Here is a 17769-nt window from a genome sequence, read left to right as displayed (position 1 = left end):
GGCCCCGCCCACAGCTCCGGAAGGTGCCCCACGATGGCCTATCGCTTCAATCCTCCGCCGAACTGGCCGATCGACGATCCGCAGTGGAGCCCGCCTCCCGGCTGGCAGCCGGATCCGTCGTGGGGCCCCGCGCCCGAGGGCTGGAACTTCTGGGTCAGCGCCGAGGACGCCCCGGCGGCCGCGCCGGAGCAGGCTCCGGCCGAGCAGCCCGCTCCTGCGCAGGAGCCCGCGCCGGTCGAGGACGACGCGACGCGGCTGAGCGCCGGCGATGATGCGCAGACGCACGTGGCGCAGCAGCCTCAGCAGCCCGTGACCACCGCCTCAGAGCCCGCGGCGGATGCCCAGGACCCCTCCGCCGGTCAGGATGTTCCCGCAGGCCAGGACGCCGCCGGCCAGGACGCCCCTGCCTCGCAGGGCACCACCGGCCAGTACGGCGCGATCAACCCCTACGGCGCCGCTCCGAGCGGTGCCGACGCCGCGCAGGGCGCACCCGCCGGCGCGCACGCCGACGACACCCGTGGGCGGCATGCGGCGGATCCCGTCGACCAAGGGGCGCCCGCACCGGCGCCCGCCGGGGCCGACGCCGCGCAGCAGTCCGCGCCCGCCGAGGACGCGACGCACGTCGCGGGCACCGACCCCCGCACCGCCGGGACCGACCCCGAGGCCGACGGGACTTCCGGGGCCTCGGAGACCGCCGAGTACGCGGGACCCGACCTCGAGGCGGGCCTCGCCCAGCAGGCCCCGTACGAGACCGCCGAGCCGGCGCAGGCCCAGGACGCCTCCGCCCAGGACGCGGACGGCAGCGGTGCGGGCTGGGGCGCGGCCGCGGCCGGCGGCGCCGTGGCCGGTGGCGCCGCGGTCGGCGGCGCCGTGGCCGGTGGCGCCGCGGTCGGCGGCGCATACGCCGCCCAGGGCTCCTCCGACGCCGCCCAGGGCTCCGCCGACGACGGCGCCCCCTCCGCGCCCGTCTACGGCCAGGGACAGGGCCAGGGCGAGGCCGCGTCCGGCTACGGCCAGGAGCAGGGGTATGGCCAGGGCTCCGCCGACCAGGGCTACGGGCAGGCGCAGGCCGGCTACGGCCAGGCCTCCCCGGCCCAGGGCTACGGTCAGGCCTCGGCGGACCAGGGCTACGGTCAGGCCTCGGCGGACCAGGGCTACGGCCAGGCCTCGCCCGCCGACTACGGCGCCCAGGGCTACGGTCAGGGCTCGCCCTCGCAGGGCTACGGCCCCGGCTCCCCCTCGACCGACTCCGGGGCAGCATGGACCGCGTCGACCGGCGCCGAGCCGCCGAAGAAGGGCATCGTCCGGCGCTTCTGGTGGGTCGGCTGCATCCTCCTGATCATCATCGCGCTCGTCCTCGCGATCATCGGCGGCGTGTTCCTGCTGAACCGCGGCGGCGACGAGCCGACCGGCGGCGGCGACCCCACCACCTCCCAGGAGGAGACCACCGACGGCGGCGAGGAGACGACGCCCGAGGAGACCACTGACGACGAGGCGGAGGAGCCCGAGCCGACCCCGACCGACCTCGCCACCATCGACCCCTCCGCGAAGCCGGTGGAAATCGTGGGCACCGACGGCACCGGGACGCTCGCCGTGCACATGACCTACACCCCCGCCGACAAGCTCCCGAGCGAGTACGACGGCACCGTCGAGCCCGGCGAGCAGGGCGACTACCTCGTCCTCACCGCGAAGCTCAGCGTCACCGAGGGCACCTTCGACGGACTCAACCCGCAGCAGTTCACCGTGATCACCCCCTACGGCGGCGGCATCACGCCGTCGAGCGAGACCTACGGGCTCAAGGGCTCCGGGGCCGGCTTCTACCCCGAGGACGGCTTCACGGCCGGCGACGAGTACACGATGACGATGCTGTTCGACGTCAAGCGCGCCGGCGACCTCAAGCTGGAGTTCAACTCCTACTCGGACACCTACTCCTGGGACGTCCCTGCGTGACCTCCGCACAGCGCTTCAACCCGCCGCCGAACTGGCCCGAACCCCCGCATGACGAGTGGGTCCCGCCGGCGGACTTCCGGCCCGGCCCCTCCTGGGGGCCGGTACCGGCCGGGTGGAGGCTCTGGACGGACGACCGCTCCGCCCCGCAGGCCGCGGCGCCGCTGCAGGACTCCGAGGACGTCCCCGCCAGCGGCGCCCGCCCCCGGGCGCGGGTCGAGCAGTACCCGGTCTCCGTCCTCAACCCCGGGATGTGGACCGAGAACCACCTCCAGGACGAGGACTACGGCTTCCCGCCGGCACAGCCCCGCAGGGACCGGCCGCGGCTGCGCCTGGGGATGACCATCACGGTCACGGCCCTCGGCCTGCTGCTCACCGCCGCGACGGTGATCCTCTTCGTGCAGCTGGTGCAGTTCGGGATCGAGGACCTCACCGGCGTGCTCGGCGAGCAGGCGAGCCATCTGCACGGGGCCGGGCACGCGATGCCCGGTGATCACGGGACGGGCGCCGCGGCACCTGATCGCGGATGACCGACCGCTCCGCCCGTCGCCGCATCCTGCTCTCCCGCGACACCCTCCTCGGCCTCGTGGTCGTGCTCCTGCTCGCCGCCGTCTGCGTGTCGCTCGGGCTGTGGCAGTACGGCCGCTTCGAGGACAAGCGCGACCGTGCCGCGGTGATCGAGGAGAACTACGACGCCTCTGCCGTCCCCCTCGCCGAGGCGATGCCCGATCCTGCCGCTCCGCTCCCGGACGCGCAGGTGTGGACCCCGGTCGAGATGCAGGGCAGCTACTGCACCAATCCCGGCTGCGTGCTCTACGTCCGCAACCGCCAGCTCGGCGGCGAGGTCGGCTTCTGGCAGCTGGTCCCCTTCCGCGTCGAGGACGGCACCACGCTGATGGTCGTGCGCGGCTGGGTGCCCGAGGACGCCGACGCCAGCTCCCCCGCCGATCCGGCGCCCGTCCCGGAGGGCACCCTCACGGTGACCGCCCGTCTGCGGACGGCGGAGCCGGTGCTGGACCGGGTCCCGCCGGAGGGCCAGGCCCACTCCGTCAACCCCACCCAGATCGCCTCCCAGCTCGGCCTGGACACGGACGCCGCGGTGATCGGCGCCTTCGGCGAGCTCGCGCAGGAGGAGCCGGCCGCGGACCGGCCGCAGCCGCTCCCGGCACCGGAGACGGGCCTCGGACCGCATCTGTCCTACGCCTTCCAGTGGTGGATCTTCGCGCTGTTCTTCCCGGGCGCCCTGATCTTCCGCCTGCGCCGCCAGTTCCAGGACCTCGCCGCGGAGGAGGCCGAGGCCGCCGCGGGGGCATCGCCCGGCGCCGACGAGGACGGCGCGCCGGGCGCGATCGCCGCGTCGGACCCGCATGCCGCCGCCCCGGCGTCCCGGACCCCGGTGCGGTCCGGCGCACGGGACACCGCAGACCATCGCCCCCGACGCGCCGTCCGCGCGCGTCGACGGGGCCAGGACGAGGAGGAAGAGGATGCCCTCATCGACCAGCAGCAGCCCTGAGCGGCCCGGAGCGCCCGCCTCGCGCTTCCTGCCCGGCCCGCGGCCGCGCCGCATCGCCCACCGGGGCCTCGCGCTCGAGGCGCCGGAGAACACCCTCGAGGCTTTCCGCGCCGCCCTCGACGCCGGCGCGGACATGCTCGAGACCGACACCCGCGCGACCCGGGACGGGCTGGCCCTCGCCGTGCACGACGAGGACCTCGCCCGCATCGCGGGCGACCCCCGCCGCATCGACGAGCTCTCGGCGACGGACGCCGGCGCCGTGCGGCTGCCCGGCGACCGGCCGCTCGCGATGCTCGAGGACGTGCTGGACGCCTTCCCGGACGTCCCGCTGAACATCGACGTGAAGAGCCCCTCCGCGATCGGTCCCGCCGTCGCCGCGATCGCCCGGACCCGCAGCGCCGACCGGGTCTGCCTGGCCGGCTTCGACGGCGCCGTGGTGCGCCGTGCGGTCGCCACGCTCCGCGCCGCGACCGGGGTCACCGCCGTGCGCAGCCCCTCCCGCGGCGTGATCGGCCGCTTCCTCGCCGCCCGAGCGCTCGAGGCCCCGCTCGCCGTCACCGACCGGATGCTCGCCCCCTACGGCGCGCTGCAGGTGCCGAAGACCTACAAGGGGATCCCGGTGGTGACCCGGGACACCGTCGCCGCCGCGCACCATGCGGGCTGCGAGGTGCACGTGTGGACCGTGGACGACCCTGTGACCATGCAGGATCTGCTGGTCAAGGGCGTGGATGGTATCATCACCAATCGTGTCGACCTGCTCTCCGAGCTCCTCGACGACGCCTGACCCGCGAGGGCCGTGCAGCTCCCGGGAAGAGATCCGGCCCCGCAGGCGTTGACACCTCCGGGTGTCGCCGCGCACGACACCCCACAGACCTTCCGGACGGCACCCCGTCCGGCCCCGTACCCCGGCAGGAAGCGAGAACCGCATGAACAGCCGCAGCCTGCGAGGCACCCGACTGGGCTCCCTCTCCATGGAGACCGACGAGGGCGTCCTCGCCGCACCGCGCCAGGAGGCAATCTACGACTGCCCCAACGGCCACCACATCGTCCTCCCCTTCTCGGTCGAGGCCGACGTCCCGGCCGTGTGGGAGTGCCGCTGCGGCCAGACCGCGGTGCTGCGCGACCACGAGAAGCCCGAGGAGAAGCCGGGCAAGCCCGTGCGCACCCACTGGGACATGCTGCTCGAGCGCCGCAGCGAGGAGGACCTCCAGGTCCTGCTCGACCAGCGCCTCGAGCTGCTGCGCGCCGGCAAGCTCCACCAGCGCCGCAACCTCTGAGCCCCCCAGCCCACGGGAAGAGCCCCCGCCCCGCCGATCACGGCGGGGCGGGGGCTCTTCCCGTGGGCGGTCTCACAGCTCGGGTCACTCCGGGGAGGGCGGGTCCTGCACGATCATCGGCGGGACGGTGCCATCCCCCCGCCGTCCATCGGCCCCGCCGGAGGCACCGCCGGTGCGACGGTTCTCGACGATGATCTCGCCGTCGATCACGCCGCTGCCGGAGCGGCGGTAGAGCACGGTACGAGCCTGCTCCGAACCGCTGCCCAGCCCCATCGCGGAGACGGCGCGCTTCTGCACCGGGGTGAGCAGCAGCACGAGTGCGGCGAGGTCGGTGAGCAGTCCGGGGAAGAAGAACAGTAGCGCCGAGAGCATCGTGAAGGCGGGACGCGAGAGGTGGTCCTGCACGTCCCCGCTGCCGCGCACTGCACGGAACAGGGAGCGCACGCGCACGAAGGACTGCTGTCCGGCGGCGACCAGCAGCGCCACGCCGACGAGCCAGCCCACCACGACGATCAGCACGGACCACCACAGGCTCGTGTTCACGCCGATCAGCACCAGGATCGCGAGCTCGAGGAGTCCCACGACGACGATCGCGAGCGGGATCGCGCTCGCGCGGCGCGAGCGGCGGCGGTCGGCGGGGTCGGTCGGGCGCCCGGAGGCCCCCGGGGTGCTGTGGGGCGAGCTCGTCACGGCGGTTCCCTTCCTGTGCGAGGAGACGGCCAGGTTAGCGCAGGGCCTTGCGAAGGCCCTGGGCGCGACGTGCGAGTCCCCAGAGGGTCACCTTCACGAGCGCCTCGCGCACGATGTCGGAGGACATCTTGCTGGCCCCCTCGGTGCGCTCGTCGAAGTCGATCGGCACCTCGGCGATCACGGCGCCGAGGTCCCGTGCACGGCGGGTCATGTCGACCTGGAAGCAGTAGCCCTGCGAGGCGATGTCCTCCTCCATCAGGCGAGAGAGCAGCCCGGCGCGGAAGACGCGGAACCCCGCGGTGGCGTCGGCGACCCCCAGACCCATCAGCACCGTCACGTACACGTTCGCGCCGCGGGAGAGGAGCCGCCGACGGGCGGGCCAGTCGTGGACGGCGCCGCCGGGCACCCAGCGGGACCCGATCGCGAGGTCGGCGCCGCGCCGCACGGCCTCCAGCAGGCCCGGCAGCTGCTCGGGCCGGTGCGAGGCGTCGGCGTCCATCTCCACGAGCTGCTCGTAGCCGTGCTCGAGACCCCAGGCGAAGCCCGCGAGATACGCCGGGCCGAGGCCCTGCTTCCCCGCCCGGTGCAGCACGTGCACGGCCGCATCGCGTCGGGAGACCTCCTCGGCCCACTCCCCCGTGCCGTCCGGGGAGGAGTCGTCCACCACGAGCACGTGCGCCTCCGGCACCGCGCGGCGCAGCCGCTCGAGGGTGCCGGGCAGCGCCTCCCGCTCGTCATAGGTGGGGATCACCACGAGGGTCGGCGGCAGCGGGGCGGTGGACGGGCGGGTCATCGGTCTCCTCGGAGGATCGGACGGCGCGGGCGGGACGGCGGGGTGGCCCGGAGGATCAGCGACGGGCCGCAGGCCGGGCCAGGGCGCGACGACCGGAGGTCAGCGCCCCGAGCAGCCCGGCGACGCCGAGGGCGGAGATCCCGATCGCGATCCACGGCCCGGCCGCCACGGCCGGGGTGGTCCCGGTGCGCAGCGGCACGTCGGCGACCATCGTGCCCTGCTCCCAGTGGTCCACGAAATCGATCTGGCGACCCTCGGGGCTGTAGATCGCGGAATGGCCGACGGTCGAGACGTGCACGACGCTGCGCCCGGAGAGCACCGCCATCACCCGGGCCTGCGCGAGCTGCTGGATCGCCTCGTCCGAGTCGCCGAACAGCGCATTGTTCGACTGCACGACGATCACCTCGGCGCCGTCGTCGACCACGTCCTGCACGAGGCCCTCGTAGGCGATCTCGAAGCAGATCAGCAGCCCGGCGGTGCCCTCGCCCTGGCCGAGCTCGGCGAGGTCCATGGTGCCGATCTCCTCGCCGGCGATCATGTCCCGGGAGACGAGGTCGACCTTGTCGGAGAGCCGGCTGAACACGTCGCGCATCGGGATGTACTCGCCGAAGGGGACGGGGTGGCGCTTGGAGTAGGCGTAGGGGGTCTCGCCCTCCGGGGTGATCAGCACGGACTGGTTCAGCCGCTCCGACTCCCCCACGGGCACCTGGGTGCCGACCAGGACGGGGGCGTCCGCGTCCCGGGCGAGGGAGGTCAGCAGGGAGGAGAGGTAGGGGTCCTGGCGGGGGTCGTAGCCGGTGGCGTCCTCGGGCCAGACGACCAGGTCGAGGTCGGTGCCGTCGGCCGTGGCCTGGTCGACCGCGGTGCGGGAGGCGGTGAGGTGGTTGTCGAAGACGTCGTCCGGCATGGTGTAGCTGACGGGGTCGATCTCCCCCATCGAGCCCTGCACGGCGGCGACCGTCATGGAGGGCCGTTCGGCCGGGGCGCGGTTGAGGGGATGGGGCACGACGACGGTGGCGAGCACGGCGGCGACGGCGATCGCGAAGGGCCACACGCCGGAGAAGCCGGTCAGCCCGCGGTGGCGGCGGCCCAGGAGGGCGAGCGCGCCGAGCAGCAGCAGCTGGGCCAGCAGGGCGACGACGAGGGCGAGCCCGGCCATCCCGATCCACGGCGCGAGATGCACCAGCGGCGAGTCGGACAGCGCGAAGCCGCTCGCGCCCCAGGTCAGCCCGCCCCACGGGGCGCTGCCCCGCAGCGTCTCGACGCCCACCCAGAGCGCGGAGACCACCAGCGCGGAGGAGACGCAGAGGCCGCGGCGCACCATCACCGCACGGGCGGCGAGGCCGAACAGCACGATGTACAGCGCCTCGAAGGCGCCCAGCGCCAGCCAGGGCGCGCTGCCGGCATAGGTGCTGGCCCACTCGGTCAGCGGGATGAAGAAGGCGAGACCCCACAGCAGGGAGACGAGGCCGGCGAGCCAGGCCGATCGCACCAGCAGCCCGCCGCACAGCAGCGCGATCCCCACCGGCAGCAGCATCCACAGGTCGTAGGGCGGGAAGGCGAGCAGCGCGCAGATCCCGCCGAGGATCCCGCAGCCGATCGCGACCGCCCAGGGAGTCGCCTCGTATTCCTCGCGCGGACGGCGGCCCTGCGAGCGCGCGCGCGAGGCGGCGGTCCGTGCGGCGGTGCTCACTCGCCGTCCCCGCCGAGGTCGTCGTGGACGACGCGGCCGTCGACGACGGTGCGCAGGGCGCGCGGGCTGCCCTGGTCCAGGTCGGGCAGCAGCGGGGTGCGGGAGCGGGGGTCGGTGGACCAGGTGTCGACCCGCTCGGCGAGGGAGCGGACGGTGAGGTCCCACGGCTCCCACAGGACGAACGTGGCGGGCAGTCCGGTGCGCAGGGTGCCGGGATGGCGCCTCCCGGCGACCCGCTGGCCGCCGCGGCTCGCGGCGAGGAAGGCGGCGCGGTCGCTGAGGCGCTGCGCGGCGGTGGCGGTGCGGGCGGCGGCGCGGACCCAGGTCCACGGATCGGCGGCCTCGTCCCGGCCCGCGGAGCCGAAGGCGAGCGGGGTGCCGTCGCTGACGAGGTCGAGGAAGGCGGCGTCCTCGGTGACGGGGGCGATCACCTGCACGCCCTCGCGCGTGCCCGTCGGCCCGGGCAGGCGCAGCACGATCCCGTGCGCGGCCGCGGCGGCGTCGCCGGCCGGGTCGGGGTCGGTGCCGTCCGCGGTCGCGGCGGCGTCGACGAAGCCGGGGGTGACCAGGCAGCCGGTCGCATCCACGCGCTCGGCCTCCGGGTGGAGCACGAGGGCGCTGTCCTCCGGGCCGGTCCAGGCGATCAGCTCGTCGGCCACCAGCATCGCGGAGGCCTCCGGGTCGTCCGCGCTGTACAGCACGATGCCGGTGTAGAGGACGGGCGCCGTGGGCTGCGAGAGGGGCCGTGCAGGCTGGTTCTGGGCACTCACACGTCCCATCCTCCCCGCTCCCCCTGGGAGAACGCTCATCGGCCGATCTCCTGGGCGACCAGGCCGCGGCGCACGCCGTCGATCGCGGCGCGCGCGGTCCTGCCCAGGCGCTCGTCGGCGGTGAGCTGGTCGAGCAGGTCGATCACCTGGCGGCAGTGGCGCACGAAGTCGCCCGGCGGCAGGTCGTTGCCCTCGAGCGCGGCGGCCAGGTGCGCGCCGCGCGCCCAGCGGTGCACGATCGCCGCGATCGCGGGATCCGGCGGGAGGGTGGGGTCGATGCCGTGCCGCGCCTCGGCGGACTGCAGCTCGGCGGCGATCCGGCTCGAGGCCTCGAGCGCCGCGCCGACGGCAGGATCGGGGATCAGCTCCGGCGCACGGTCGTCGCGGCGGGTCTCGTGGACGGCGGCGGAGACCACGGCGGCGAGCCCCGCCGCGTCCAGACCGTCCCAGGCGCCGTGCTCGACGCATTCGGCGATCAGCAGGTCCCGGTCGCTGAACAGGCGTCGCAGCCGCATCCCGCTCGCCGTGGGCGCGAGCTCCTCCCCGTCCCCGCCCGCGTGCTCGAGATAGCCGAGCTCGAGCAGCAGGTCGGTGAGGCGGTCGAAGCGGCGGGCCAGCGAGCTGGTGCGACCGCTGATGCGGCGCTGGACGCCCTCGAGCTCCCCGCGGGACTTCCGCCACCGGCCCACCCAGCGCAGATGCGACTCGAGGTCGGGGCAGGCGGCGCAGGGGTGCTCGGCCAGCTGTGCGCGCAGCTCCTGCAGGCGGGGGTCCTGGGCGGCGGTGGAGGGGGTGCGGCCGGCGCGCCGGCGCACCTCGCGGCGGGCGTCGTCGTCCTGGCCCGCCAGGCGCTGTCGGAGCGCGGAGGCGGTGTCCTTGCGCACCTTGCCGCTGCCGAGCGCCTCCTGGCGCGGCAGGCGCAGGGTGTCGATGACCGCGGGCGGGGAGGGCACGTCCCCGGGGCGGAGGCTGCGGCGGCGTCCCTCGGTGTCCAGCAGGTCCACCTGGGGGCCGCCGAGGACGTGCCGGTCCACGTCGAGCACGACGGCGTAGCCGCGGCGCTTCCCGCCGGGCAGTGCGATGATCTCGCCGCGGCGCAGGTCGCCGAGGACGCTGCGGGTGCGGTCGCGTTCCGCGGCGGCCCGGGCCTGGGAGAGCTCCTTCTCCCGCGCGCTGATCGCCTCCTGGATCCCGGCGTACTCGAGCAGGTCGCCGCGCTCGCAGGTGACCGCCGCGCGGTAGTCCTCGACGGTGTCCTCGAGCTCGCGGGCGCGCCGGGCGAGCCCCACCACGGAGCGGTCCGCCTGGAACTGGGCGAAGCTGGTCTCGAGGGTCTCGCGGGCGCGGGAGAGGTCGAAGCGGTCCAGCAGGTTCACCGCCATGTTCGGGGTGGGGCGGAAGGCGGAGCGCAGCGGGTAGGTGCGGCGCGAGGCGAGGGAGGCGGCGGCCGGGGCGTCGAAGCGCGGCCCGCCGACGATCACGGCATGCCCCTCGGTGTCGATGCCGCGCCGTCCCGCACGTCCCGTGAGCTGGGTGTACTCCCCCGGTGTGAGGTCGGCGTGCTCGACGCCGTTGAACTTCACGAGCTTCTCGAGCACCACGGAGCGGGCCGGCATGTTGATGCCGAGGGCGAGGGTCTCGGTGGCGAACACGACCTTGAGCAGCCCGCGGGCGAAGAGCTCCTCGACGACGGTCTTCAGCAGCGGCAGCATCCCGGCGTGATGGGCGGCGTAGCCGTCCAGGACGGCGCGGCGGAAGGCGTGCAGGCCCAGCACCTCCTCGTCCTCGACGCCGATCTCGGCCAGGCGTTCGTCGAGGACGGCGCGGATCTCGCCCCGCTCGTGGTCGTCGGTCAGGCGCAGGCGGGCCCGGGCGCACTGCTGGACGGCGCCCTCGCAGCCGGCGCGGGAGAAGATGAACATGATCGCGGGCAGCAGCGCGGCGTCGTCGAGCAGCTCGACCACCTCGGGGCGGCGCAACGGACGGCCACCGGCTCCGCCGCGTCCGCCGCCCTGTCGACCGCCGTCGTGCCGCGAGCCGTCACGTCCCGAGCCCGGACCGTGGTGGCGCGTGCCCTCGTGCTCGCCGCGCCGGTCCCCGCCCCGCTCGCCGCGCGGCGAGCCGTGGCGTCCGGCGCCGCGGGGGCGGTGGCGGCCGCGGGTGCCCTTCCGGCCGCGATAGCCGCGGCCGCGCTGTCCCCCGCTGCGCTCGTCCACCGGCAGGGAGAAGGAGCTGATCCGCTCGATCTCGGGGTTGACCTGTCGATCGCTGCGGGCACCGGGGCCGTGGGAGACGACGGCCTCCCCGTCGGCGTCGACGAAGAGGTCCAGCAGCTCCTCGCCGACGATCACGTGCTGCCACAGCGGCACCGGCCGCGTCTCGGAGACGACGATCGAGGTCTCGCCCCGCACCTCCTGGAGCCAGGCCCCGAACTCCTCGGCGTTCGAGACCGTCGCCGAGAGCGCGACCAGCTGGACGGAGCGGTCCAGGTGGATGATGACCTCCTCCCACACGGGGCCGCGCAGGCGGTCGGCGAGGTAGTGCACCTCGTCCATCACCACGAAGCCCAGCCCGTCCAGCAGGTCGGAGTCCGCGTAAAGCATGTTGCGCAGCACCTCGGTGGTCATCACGACCACCTCCGCGGTGGGGCGGATCGAGGTGTCGCCCGTCAGCAGGCCGACGCGCTCCGCGCCCAGCCAGTCCGCCAGCTCGCCGAACTTCTGGTTCGACAGCGCCTTGATCGGCGCGGTGTAGAAGACCTTCCGGCCCTGCGCGAGCGCGAGATGCACCGCGAACTCGCCGACGACGGTCTTGCCGGCGCCGGTCGGGGCGGCCACCAGCACGGAGCGGCCGTCCTCGAGGGCGCGGCCGCCGGCGAGCTGGAAGTCGTCCAGCGCGAAGTCGTAGCGGGCGGTGAAGGCGGTGAGCTCGGAGTTCTCCCGCCGCTTCTCCTCGGCCCAGGCGGCGTACTTCTCGGAAGGAGAGGTCACCGCGCTCCCCCGTCGACCGCCCTCTCGCCGCGCAGCGCCGAGAGATCGGCGAGCAGGCGCACAGCGCCGGGCAGCACACGCGCGGTGAGGGGCAGCAGGGAGCGGGCCTCCCCGTCGGCGTAGGCGCGCAGCGAGCGGCCATGGCGCAGTCCCACGGTCACCTCGCGCACCGGGCGGATCCGCACGCCCTCGAGCTGGGTGTGGGTGCCCTTGAAGACGCGGGGGAAGAAGCGCAGGAGATCGCGCCTCCCCCGTCCCTCGACGCTCAGCAGCTCGAGCTGTCCGTCGTCGATGCGGGCGTTCGGGACCATCTGCATCCCGCCACCGTAGACCCCGGAGCTGCACAGGGACAGCAGCGGCGCGTCGATCTCGAACCGCTCGCCGCCGTCGATCTCGAGCCAGTACGGCAGCGGGGTGAAGGTGGGCAGCTCTCGCAGCACGGCGGTGGTGTAGCGCACGGTGCGGGAGGCCCGGGAGCTGTTGGCCCGCGCGTTGACGATCGCGTCGAAGCCGAGGTTGACGTTGCCGAGCGCGAGGGAGCGGTGGGGCAGCGCGTTCTCCCCCGCGGAGGTCACCTCGATCGCGTCGATGGTGACGACCGGGCGGGACAGCGCGTGCAGCAGCGCGCGGGTGGACTCCTCGGGATCGTTGACGCTGAGCCCCAGGGCGCGGGCGAAGTCGTTGCCGCTCCCGGCGGGCACGATCCCGAGCCGTACGGGGGTGCCCGCGACGATCTCGGCGCCGAGCGAGACGGTGCCGTCCCCGCCCACCACCACGAGTGCCGTCAGCGAGTCGCGGACCTCCTCCGCCCGGGCCCGGGCGACGTGCGCGCTGGGACCGGAGAGGTCCACGACCGAGATGCCCGCGAGATGGAGCAGATGCCCCACCTGCCGTCCCACGCGATGGGCGGTGCCCTGAGCGGCGGTGGGGTTCGCGAGCAGGCCGACGCGGAGTCTGCTCACCGGCCGCCCTCGTCGGGCTCGTCGAGCCGGGAGGGGCCGTCGATCTTCTCGACCTCGTCGTCGATGCGGCTGGCCTCGTCGTCGTCGAGGTCCTCGTCGCCGCTGCGCTTCGCCTGGCGCCGGTCGTGGAGCATCGAGATGACGATCGCTCCGAAGAAGAGGCTGGCGATCGCGGCGGACATCGCGATGAGGGTGATCGGCTCGGGCGTGGGCACCATGACCGCGGTGAAGGCGAAGCTCAGGAAGATGATCCAGCGCCAGGCCTTCAGCATCGCGCGGCCGCTGACCAGGCCCATGAAGTTCAGCAGCACCATGACCACCGGCACCACGAAGGCGACGCCGAAGGCGAGCATGGTCTTGACCAGGAGCGAGAGGTACTCGTCGTAGCGGATCAGCTGCTCGACCTGGTCCGTCTGGGGCGTGAACGTCAGCAGCACGGGGACGAGCTGGTTCACGGCCCAGTACCCGGCGAGGCAGCCGAGGAAGAACAGCGGGATCGCGGAGCCGAAGAAGCCGATCGCATACTTGCGCTCGTTCTTGTGCAGACCCGGCATCACGAACAGCCAGATCTGCAGCATGATCATCGGCGAGGAGAGGATCAGGCCCACGTAGGCCGACATCTGCAGGCGCACGTTCAGCCCGGTGCCGACGCCCTGGAAGTTCAGGTAGGCGTTCAGGCCCTGCTCGGAGGCGAGCTCGAAGGGTCGCTTGAGCGCCTCGAACACCCACGGGAAGACGATCCATCCGACGATCGCGAGCAGCAGCACCGTGACCGCGCTGATGACCAGGCGGTTGCGGAGCTCGGTGAGGTGCTCGCCGAGGGACATGCGTCCCTCGGGATCGCGTCCCCTCTTCGTCGCGGGCCCGCCCTGCGCCTGGTCGTGTCCCTGTGTATCACTCGCCACGGATCAGTTTCCTCCCAGCCCGGCAGGACGGGACGGGCTCACGGCCCTGCCCCGTCCCGGCGCGGAGCTCAGTCGCGGCGGTAGGGCTCGTCGTCCTCGCGCGGGGCGCGGACGGTCTCGCGGTCCTCGCGGAGATCGCGGTCGCGGGGGTCGTACTCACGGTCCTCACGGGCACGGTCGTCACGGGCGCGGTCCGAACGGGCGGGACGCCCGTCCTCCGTCTCGTCGTCCCCGCCCTTGTCGTCACCGCGCATCTCCTCGACCTCGCTCTTGAAGATGCGCATGGACTTGCCCATGTTGCGCGCGAGTCCCGGAAGCTTGTTGGCCCCGAACAGCAGGATCACGAGCACGATCAGCAGCACGATCGCCCAGGGGTTGCGGAAGAAGTTCATGGAAGTCCCTTTCAACAGCGCCATGACTCAGCGCAGGCGCGCCCATCATCCCACAGCGGACTGGGCGCCGGACGGGCCGCCACGGCGACGGCTCGGCCCACCGCTCGGCGGGTCGTCCCAGGGTAGCGCCTAGCGAGGGGTGTGACGTGCAGCGCCCGCGCGCGCCACAGTCACGATCGTGTCTCTGAGCGCGGGCGGGGACAGCACCTCGGCGGCGCCGGCGGACTCGAGCACCGCGTCCACCAGCGGTGCCCGCACCGGGCCCTCGAGACGCGCGTAGGTCGCACCGCCACCGGTGCCGGCGCCGTCCGTGCCGTCCTCGTCGGGGCCGCCCCTGCCGTCGCGCAGCTCGGTGGCGGCGAAGGACTCGGCGATCCAGTGCCCGGCGGGCTCCAGGCGCAGCCACACCTCGCCCTCGACGCGGCCGGAGAGGTCCGCGTCGACTCCGGGAGCAGGCCGGCTCATCGGGGTCCCGGCCGGCAGGATCTCCACGATCCGGTCCAGGCGGAAGCGGCGGTGACCGCCGGCGAGTTCGCAGTCGGCCACGAGATAGGAGCGCGCCCCGTCGGACTCGATCCGCTCGGGACGGATCCGGCGCACGCTCGTGCCCGAGCGGTCCGTCGAGGAGTAGCGGATGGTCAGCGTCGCCTCGTCGGAGCCCTGCTCGGCGCGCAGCGCCGTGCCCACCGCGGCGAGCACCGTCTCGGCGCGGTCGGCGGTGCGGGCGGCCCGCTCGTCGGCCGAGAGGGCCTCCGCGATCTCCTCGCGGCGCGGGACGGGCGGGGCGGGGGCACCCTCGGCCGGCGCCTCACCGGACATCGCAGCCAGCAGCTTCGCCCGGACGGAGTCGACGACCTGCTCCGCCTCGCCCGCGGCGGGCTCGAGGGCGGCGAGCCCGGCCAGCAGCGCCGTGATCTCGACGGCGCTGAGGCTGAGGGCGCGGCGCAGCGGCTCCGCATTGCGCACCCGCACGGTGCCGTGCTCCCACTCCGCTTCGATGAGGTCCTCCCAGCCGGCGCCCATGTCGCCGCAGACGAAGAGCACCTGCAGGTCGTCCACCAGCTGCGTCTCGCTGACGCCGAGCGCCTCGGCGAGCTCGGCCAGGTCCGCCTCGCCGCGGCTCATGACGAAGGACGCGGCGGAGATCAGGCGCGAGAGGTGGTCGCCGCTCTGCGGGCTGATCCGGATCCGGGGGGCGGGGCGCGGCGCGGCGGCCTCGAGGGCGTCGAGCGCGGCGGGGCCCTCGTGGCGCGCGGCGACCGCCTCCAGCACCTCGGCGATCTCGGCGCGCCAGGCGGCGGGCTCGAGCAGCTCGACCCAGCGCACGTCGGCGAGGACCAGGCGGCGGGTCGCCGGGCGGGGCAGCTCGGGCAGGCGCAGCTGCTCGGCCTCGAGCGGGGCGACGGCGCGGTCGCGCAGGGCGAGCGCCTTGTAGGGGGCGGCCCGCAGCAGCGCGGAGGCCCGGTCGTCGCTGTCGAGCATCCGCTCGAGAACGTCGGCGAGGTCGATGTCGTCGGGGCGGGGCGCCTTCGCGGAGGGGCCCTCGGCGGGGAAGGACTCGATCCTCGAGGCGCGGAAAACACGGGGCGCGTCGCGGTCGCGGTCATGGCCGTAGACGTACCAGTGCCCGTCGTGGACGCCGACGACCCACGGCTCGACATGGCGCTGCGCGGGGGCGCCGTGCGTGCCGCGATAGGTGAAGCGCACCGAGCGCCCGGTCACCACGGCGTCCAGCAGCGGGGAGAGCACGGGCAGGGACTCGACGGCGCCGCGCGGTGTGCGCCGCAGCAGGTCGGGGTCCGCGTCGTGGCCGAGGCTGAGCAGCTTCGCGCGCACGCGCCGGGCCGCTCCCCCGGCGGTCGCATCGTCCCAGGCGCGGCTCGCGGCGAGCAGCACGGTGTACTCCTCGGTCGTGAGATCGAGCACCGCCGTGGAGGGCGAGGCGTCGATCCGGTAGTGCACGGTGTTCTCGTCGAGCACGTCGCGCTCGGCGACGAGCGGGAGCCCGAGCTCGAGGATCGCGGCCTTGTCGCGCTCGAACATCCGCTCCGCGGCCTGCTCGGACGTCGCCTCGGCGTAGTCGGGGATGACGGAGAAGAGCTTCGCGCGGTCGATACGCCGTCGCGAGCCGATCGTCATGATGACGTTGAGCAGTCTCTCCACGTTCTTCGAAGCCACCCGCCCAGACTAGCCGGACGGGATCACGGGGATGCGGAGCTTCCGCCGCGCGCCTCTAGGCTGGGGCCATGCTGCGATGGGAACGGGGCACCGTGAGTGCCGTGACCAGCTCCTGGCCCGGAGTGGACCGACTCGAGATCGATCTGGACGACGGGGAGGGGACGCTCAGCGCGATCGCCTACGAGGAGCTCACCGGGCGTCCGCGCGCCGGCGAGCAGGTGCTGCTGAACACCAACGCCGTGCGGCGCGAGCTCGGCACCGGCGGCGACGCGATGGTCGTGGCCCGCACCGAGGTGCTCCCCGAGGCCGCCGAGGTGCGAGGCCACATGGTCAAGGCCCGCTACACGCCGATGCAGACCATGGTCGACGCGCTCGACGACCCGGACAGCGAGCACTACGAGACGGTCCGGGCGGCCACCGGCATCGACGGGATGCCCGTGGTGGTCGCGGACCTGCACTCCTCCCTCCCTGCGATCGTCGCCGGGATCCGGGCGCGGCGCCGCTCGGCCCGGATCGCCTACGTGCACACCGATGCCGCGGCGCTGCCCGCCGTCTACTCGAGGAGCGCGGCCCGACTGCGCGAGGCGAACCTGCTCACCGCAGTGATCAGCGCCGGGCAGTCCTTCGGCGGCGATCTCGAGGCGGTCACGGTCCACTCGGCGCTGCTGGGCGCCCGGCACGTGGTCGGCGCGGACGTCGCGATCGTGATCCAGGGCCCGGGCAATCTCGGCACCGGCACCGGCTGGGGCTTCTCCGGCATCCAGACGGCGGAGTCGCTCCACGCGACCTCGGTCCTCGGCGGCGTGCCGATCGCGACCCTGCGGGTCTCCGAGGCCGACGAGCGGGAGCGGCACCGCGGCCTGTCCCACCACTCCTCCACCGCCTACGGGCGGGCGCTGCTCGCCCCGGTGCACCTGCCGGTGCTCCCCCGGACTGACTCCCGGTACAACTCTTTTCATGAGTCAGTGCGGAAACAGGTCAAGAGCACGATCCTGAAGCCGGCGAAGAAGCGCGGCGTGCTGCACCACCTCACCGAGGTCGATGCCAAGGGGCTGCGCGATGCGCTCGAGGAGATGCCCGTGCGGATGACCACGATGGGACGGACCCTCGCCGAGGACTACGCCTCCTTCCAGTACGCGGCCCTCGCCGGGCGCTGCGCGGCCGAGCACGTCCGCGGCGCCGGCGGCGGCTCGGGCGGCGCGAAGGGCGAGTCCAAGGGGCCCACGGGAGGCGCGAAGCGCTAGAGGCCCCGGCGCCGGCACGGGCCCGACGGGGTTGCCGGGACAGGCGACCGACGGAGTTGCCGGGACAGGCGACCGACCGAGTTGATCGACGTGAGGTACCAGGAAAGTGGTACCCGACGTCGAACAACTGGCCGTCCTGCCCTGCGCCGCGGCCGGCGGGGCCGTCCCGTGAGGTTGATCGACGTGAAGTACCAGCAAAGCGGTACCTGAGGTCGAACAACTGCCCGGGCGGACCCGCGACGGTGCGAGCCGGGCCGCCCCGTGGGGTTCTTCGACGAGAGGTACCAGCAAAGCGGTACCTGAGGTCGAACAACTGGCCGGGCGGAACCGCGACGGTGCGAGCCGGGCTGCCCCGTGGGGTTCTTCGACGAGAGGTACCAGCAGCGGTACCTGAGGTCGAACAACTGCCCGTCCG

15 protein-coding genes are annotated in these 17769 nt (G+C 74.0%); 6 read left to right on the top strand and 9 right to left on the bottom strand.

Annotation, left to right across the window (positions count from 1 at the left end; translation table 11 throughout):
• Positions 1-33 precede the first annotated feature (33 nt).
• From DEU31_RS09125 to DEU31_RS09105, 5 genes are all read left to right on the top strand, one after another.
• Positions 34-1950 (top strand): hypothetical protein, encoded by a 1917-nt coding sequence (locus DEU31_RS09125; protein ID WP_133676884.1) that lies wholly within the window; start codon positions 34-36, stop codon positions 1948-1950.
• Positions 1947-2477 (top strand): hypothetical protein, encoded by a 531-nt coding sequence (locus DEU31_RS09120; RefSeq protein ID WP_133676883.1) that lies wholly within the window; start codon positions 1947-1949, stop codon positions 2475-2477. Before DEU31_RS09125 ends, DEU31_RS09120 begins: the two co-directional genes overlap by 4 nt.
• Complete coding sequence (locus DEU31_RS09115; RefSeq protein WP_133676882.1) at positions 2474-3460, top strand: SURF1 family protein; 987 nt, start codon at positions 2474-2476, stop codon at positions 3458-3460. Before DEU31_RS09120 ends, DEU31_RS09115 begins: the two co-directional genes overlap by 4 nt.
• Entirely contained in the window at positions 3432-4244 is an 813-nt protein-coding gene (locus tag DEU31_RS09110) for a glycerophosphodiester phosphodiesterase (RefSeq protein ID WP_010551568.1), read from the top strand. Before DEU31_RS09115 ends, DEU31_RS09110 begins: the two co-directional genes overlap by 29 nt.
• A 142-nt stretch (positions 4245-4386) precedes the next feature.
• Positions 4387-4737 (top strand): RNA polymerase-binding protein RbpA, encoded by a 351-nt coding sequence (locus tag DEU31_RS09105; protein ID WP_010551569.1) that lies wholly within the window; start codon positions 4387-4389, stop codon positions 4735-4737.
• A gap of 84 nt (positions 4738-4821) precedes the next feature.
• On the opposite strand, the gene DEU31_RS09100 is transcribed toward DEU31_RS09105, so the two are convergent.
• From DEU31_RS09100 to DEU31_RS09060, 9 genes are all read right to left on the bottom strand, one after another.
• On the bottom strand, positions 4822-5427 hold the full coding sequence (locus tag DEU31_RS09100; RefSeq protein ID WP_010551570.1) for an FxsA family protein: 606 nt from the start codon (positions 5425-5427) through the stop codon (positions 4822-4824).
• Between the two features lie 34 nt (positions 5428-5461).
• Positions 5462-6220 carry a polyprenol monophosphomannose synthase gene (locus DEU31_RS09095; protein WP_010551571.1) on the bottom strand — a complete coding sequence of 253 codons (759 nt, stop codon included), beginning with the start codon at positions 6218-6220 and terminating at the stop codon, positions 5462-5464.
• Positions 6221-6275: 55 nt separating this feature from the next.
• Positions 6276-7913, bottom strand: a complete 1638-nt coding sequence (gene lnt / locus DEU31_RS09090; RefSeq protein WP_010551572.1) for an apolipoprotein N-acyltransferase — start codon at positions 7911-7913, stop codon at positions 6276-6278.
• Complete coding sequence (locus DEU31_RS09085) at positions 7910-8692, bottom strand: hypothetical protein (protein WP_050815765.1); 783 nt, start codon at positions 8690-8692, stop codon at positions 7910-7912. The genes lnt and DEU31_RS09085 overlap by 4 nt, the downstream gene beginning before the upstream one ends.
• Before the next feature lie 26 nt (positions 8693-8718).
• Positions 8719-11673, bottom strand: coding sequence for a DEAD/DEAH box helicase (locus DEU31_RS09080; protein ID WP_133676881.1), 2955 nt, complete (start codon positions 11671-11673; stop codon positions 8719-8721).
• Positions 11670-12635 carry a diacylglycerol kinase family protein gene (locus DEU31_RS09075; RefSeq protein ID WP_010551575.1) on the bottom strand — a complete coding sequence of 322 codons (966 nt, stop codon included), beginning with the start codon at positions 12633-12635 and terminating at the stop codon, positions 11670-11672. Before DEU31_RS09075 ends, DEU31_RS09080 begins: the two co-directional genes overlap by 4 nt.
• Entirely contained in the window at positions 12632-13540 is a 909-nt protein-coding gene (gene tatC / locus DEU31_RS09070) for a twin-arginine translocase subunit TatC (RefSeq protein WP_243733793.1), read from the bottom strand. Before tatC ends, DEU31_RS09075 begins: the two co-directional genes overlap by 4 nt.
• Before the next feature lie 68 nt (positions 13541-13608).
• Entirely contained in the window at positions 13609-13932 is a 324-nt protein-coding gene (gene tatA / locus DEU31_RS09065) for a Sec-independent protein translocase subunit TatA (protein WP_010551577.1), read from the bottom strand.
• Between the two features lie 129 nt (positions 13933-14061).
• Positions 14062-16110, bottom strand: a complete 2049-nt coding sequence (locus tag DEU31_RS09060; RefSeq protein ID WP_243733792.1) for a WYL domain-containing protein — start codon at positions 16108-16110, stop codon at positions 14062-14064.
• A gap of 101 nt (positions 16111-16211) precedes the next feature.
• Here DEU31_RS09060 and DEU31_RS09055 point away from each other — a divergent pair, with 101 nt between their 5' ends.
• Positions 16212-17354, top strand: a complete 1143-nt coding sequence (locus tag DEU31_RS09055) for a DUF3866 family protein (protein WP_239639374.1) — start codon at positions 16212-16214, stop codon at positions 17352-17354.
• Positions 17355-17769: the final 415 nt, after the last annotated feature.

Origin of the sequence: Brachybacterium sp. AG952 (genome assembly GCF_004362645.1) — a bacterium.
In the GTDB taxonomy this organism is placed as follows: domain Bacteria; phylum Actinomycetota; class Actinomycetes; order Actinomycetales; family Dermabacteraceae; genus Brachybacterium; species Brachybacterium conglomeratum.
The sequence above is the reverse complement of the archived record's forward strand: the minus strand, read 5'-3'. Positions and strand labels throughout refer to the sequence as shown.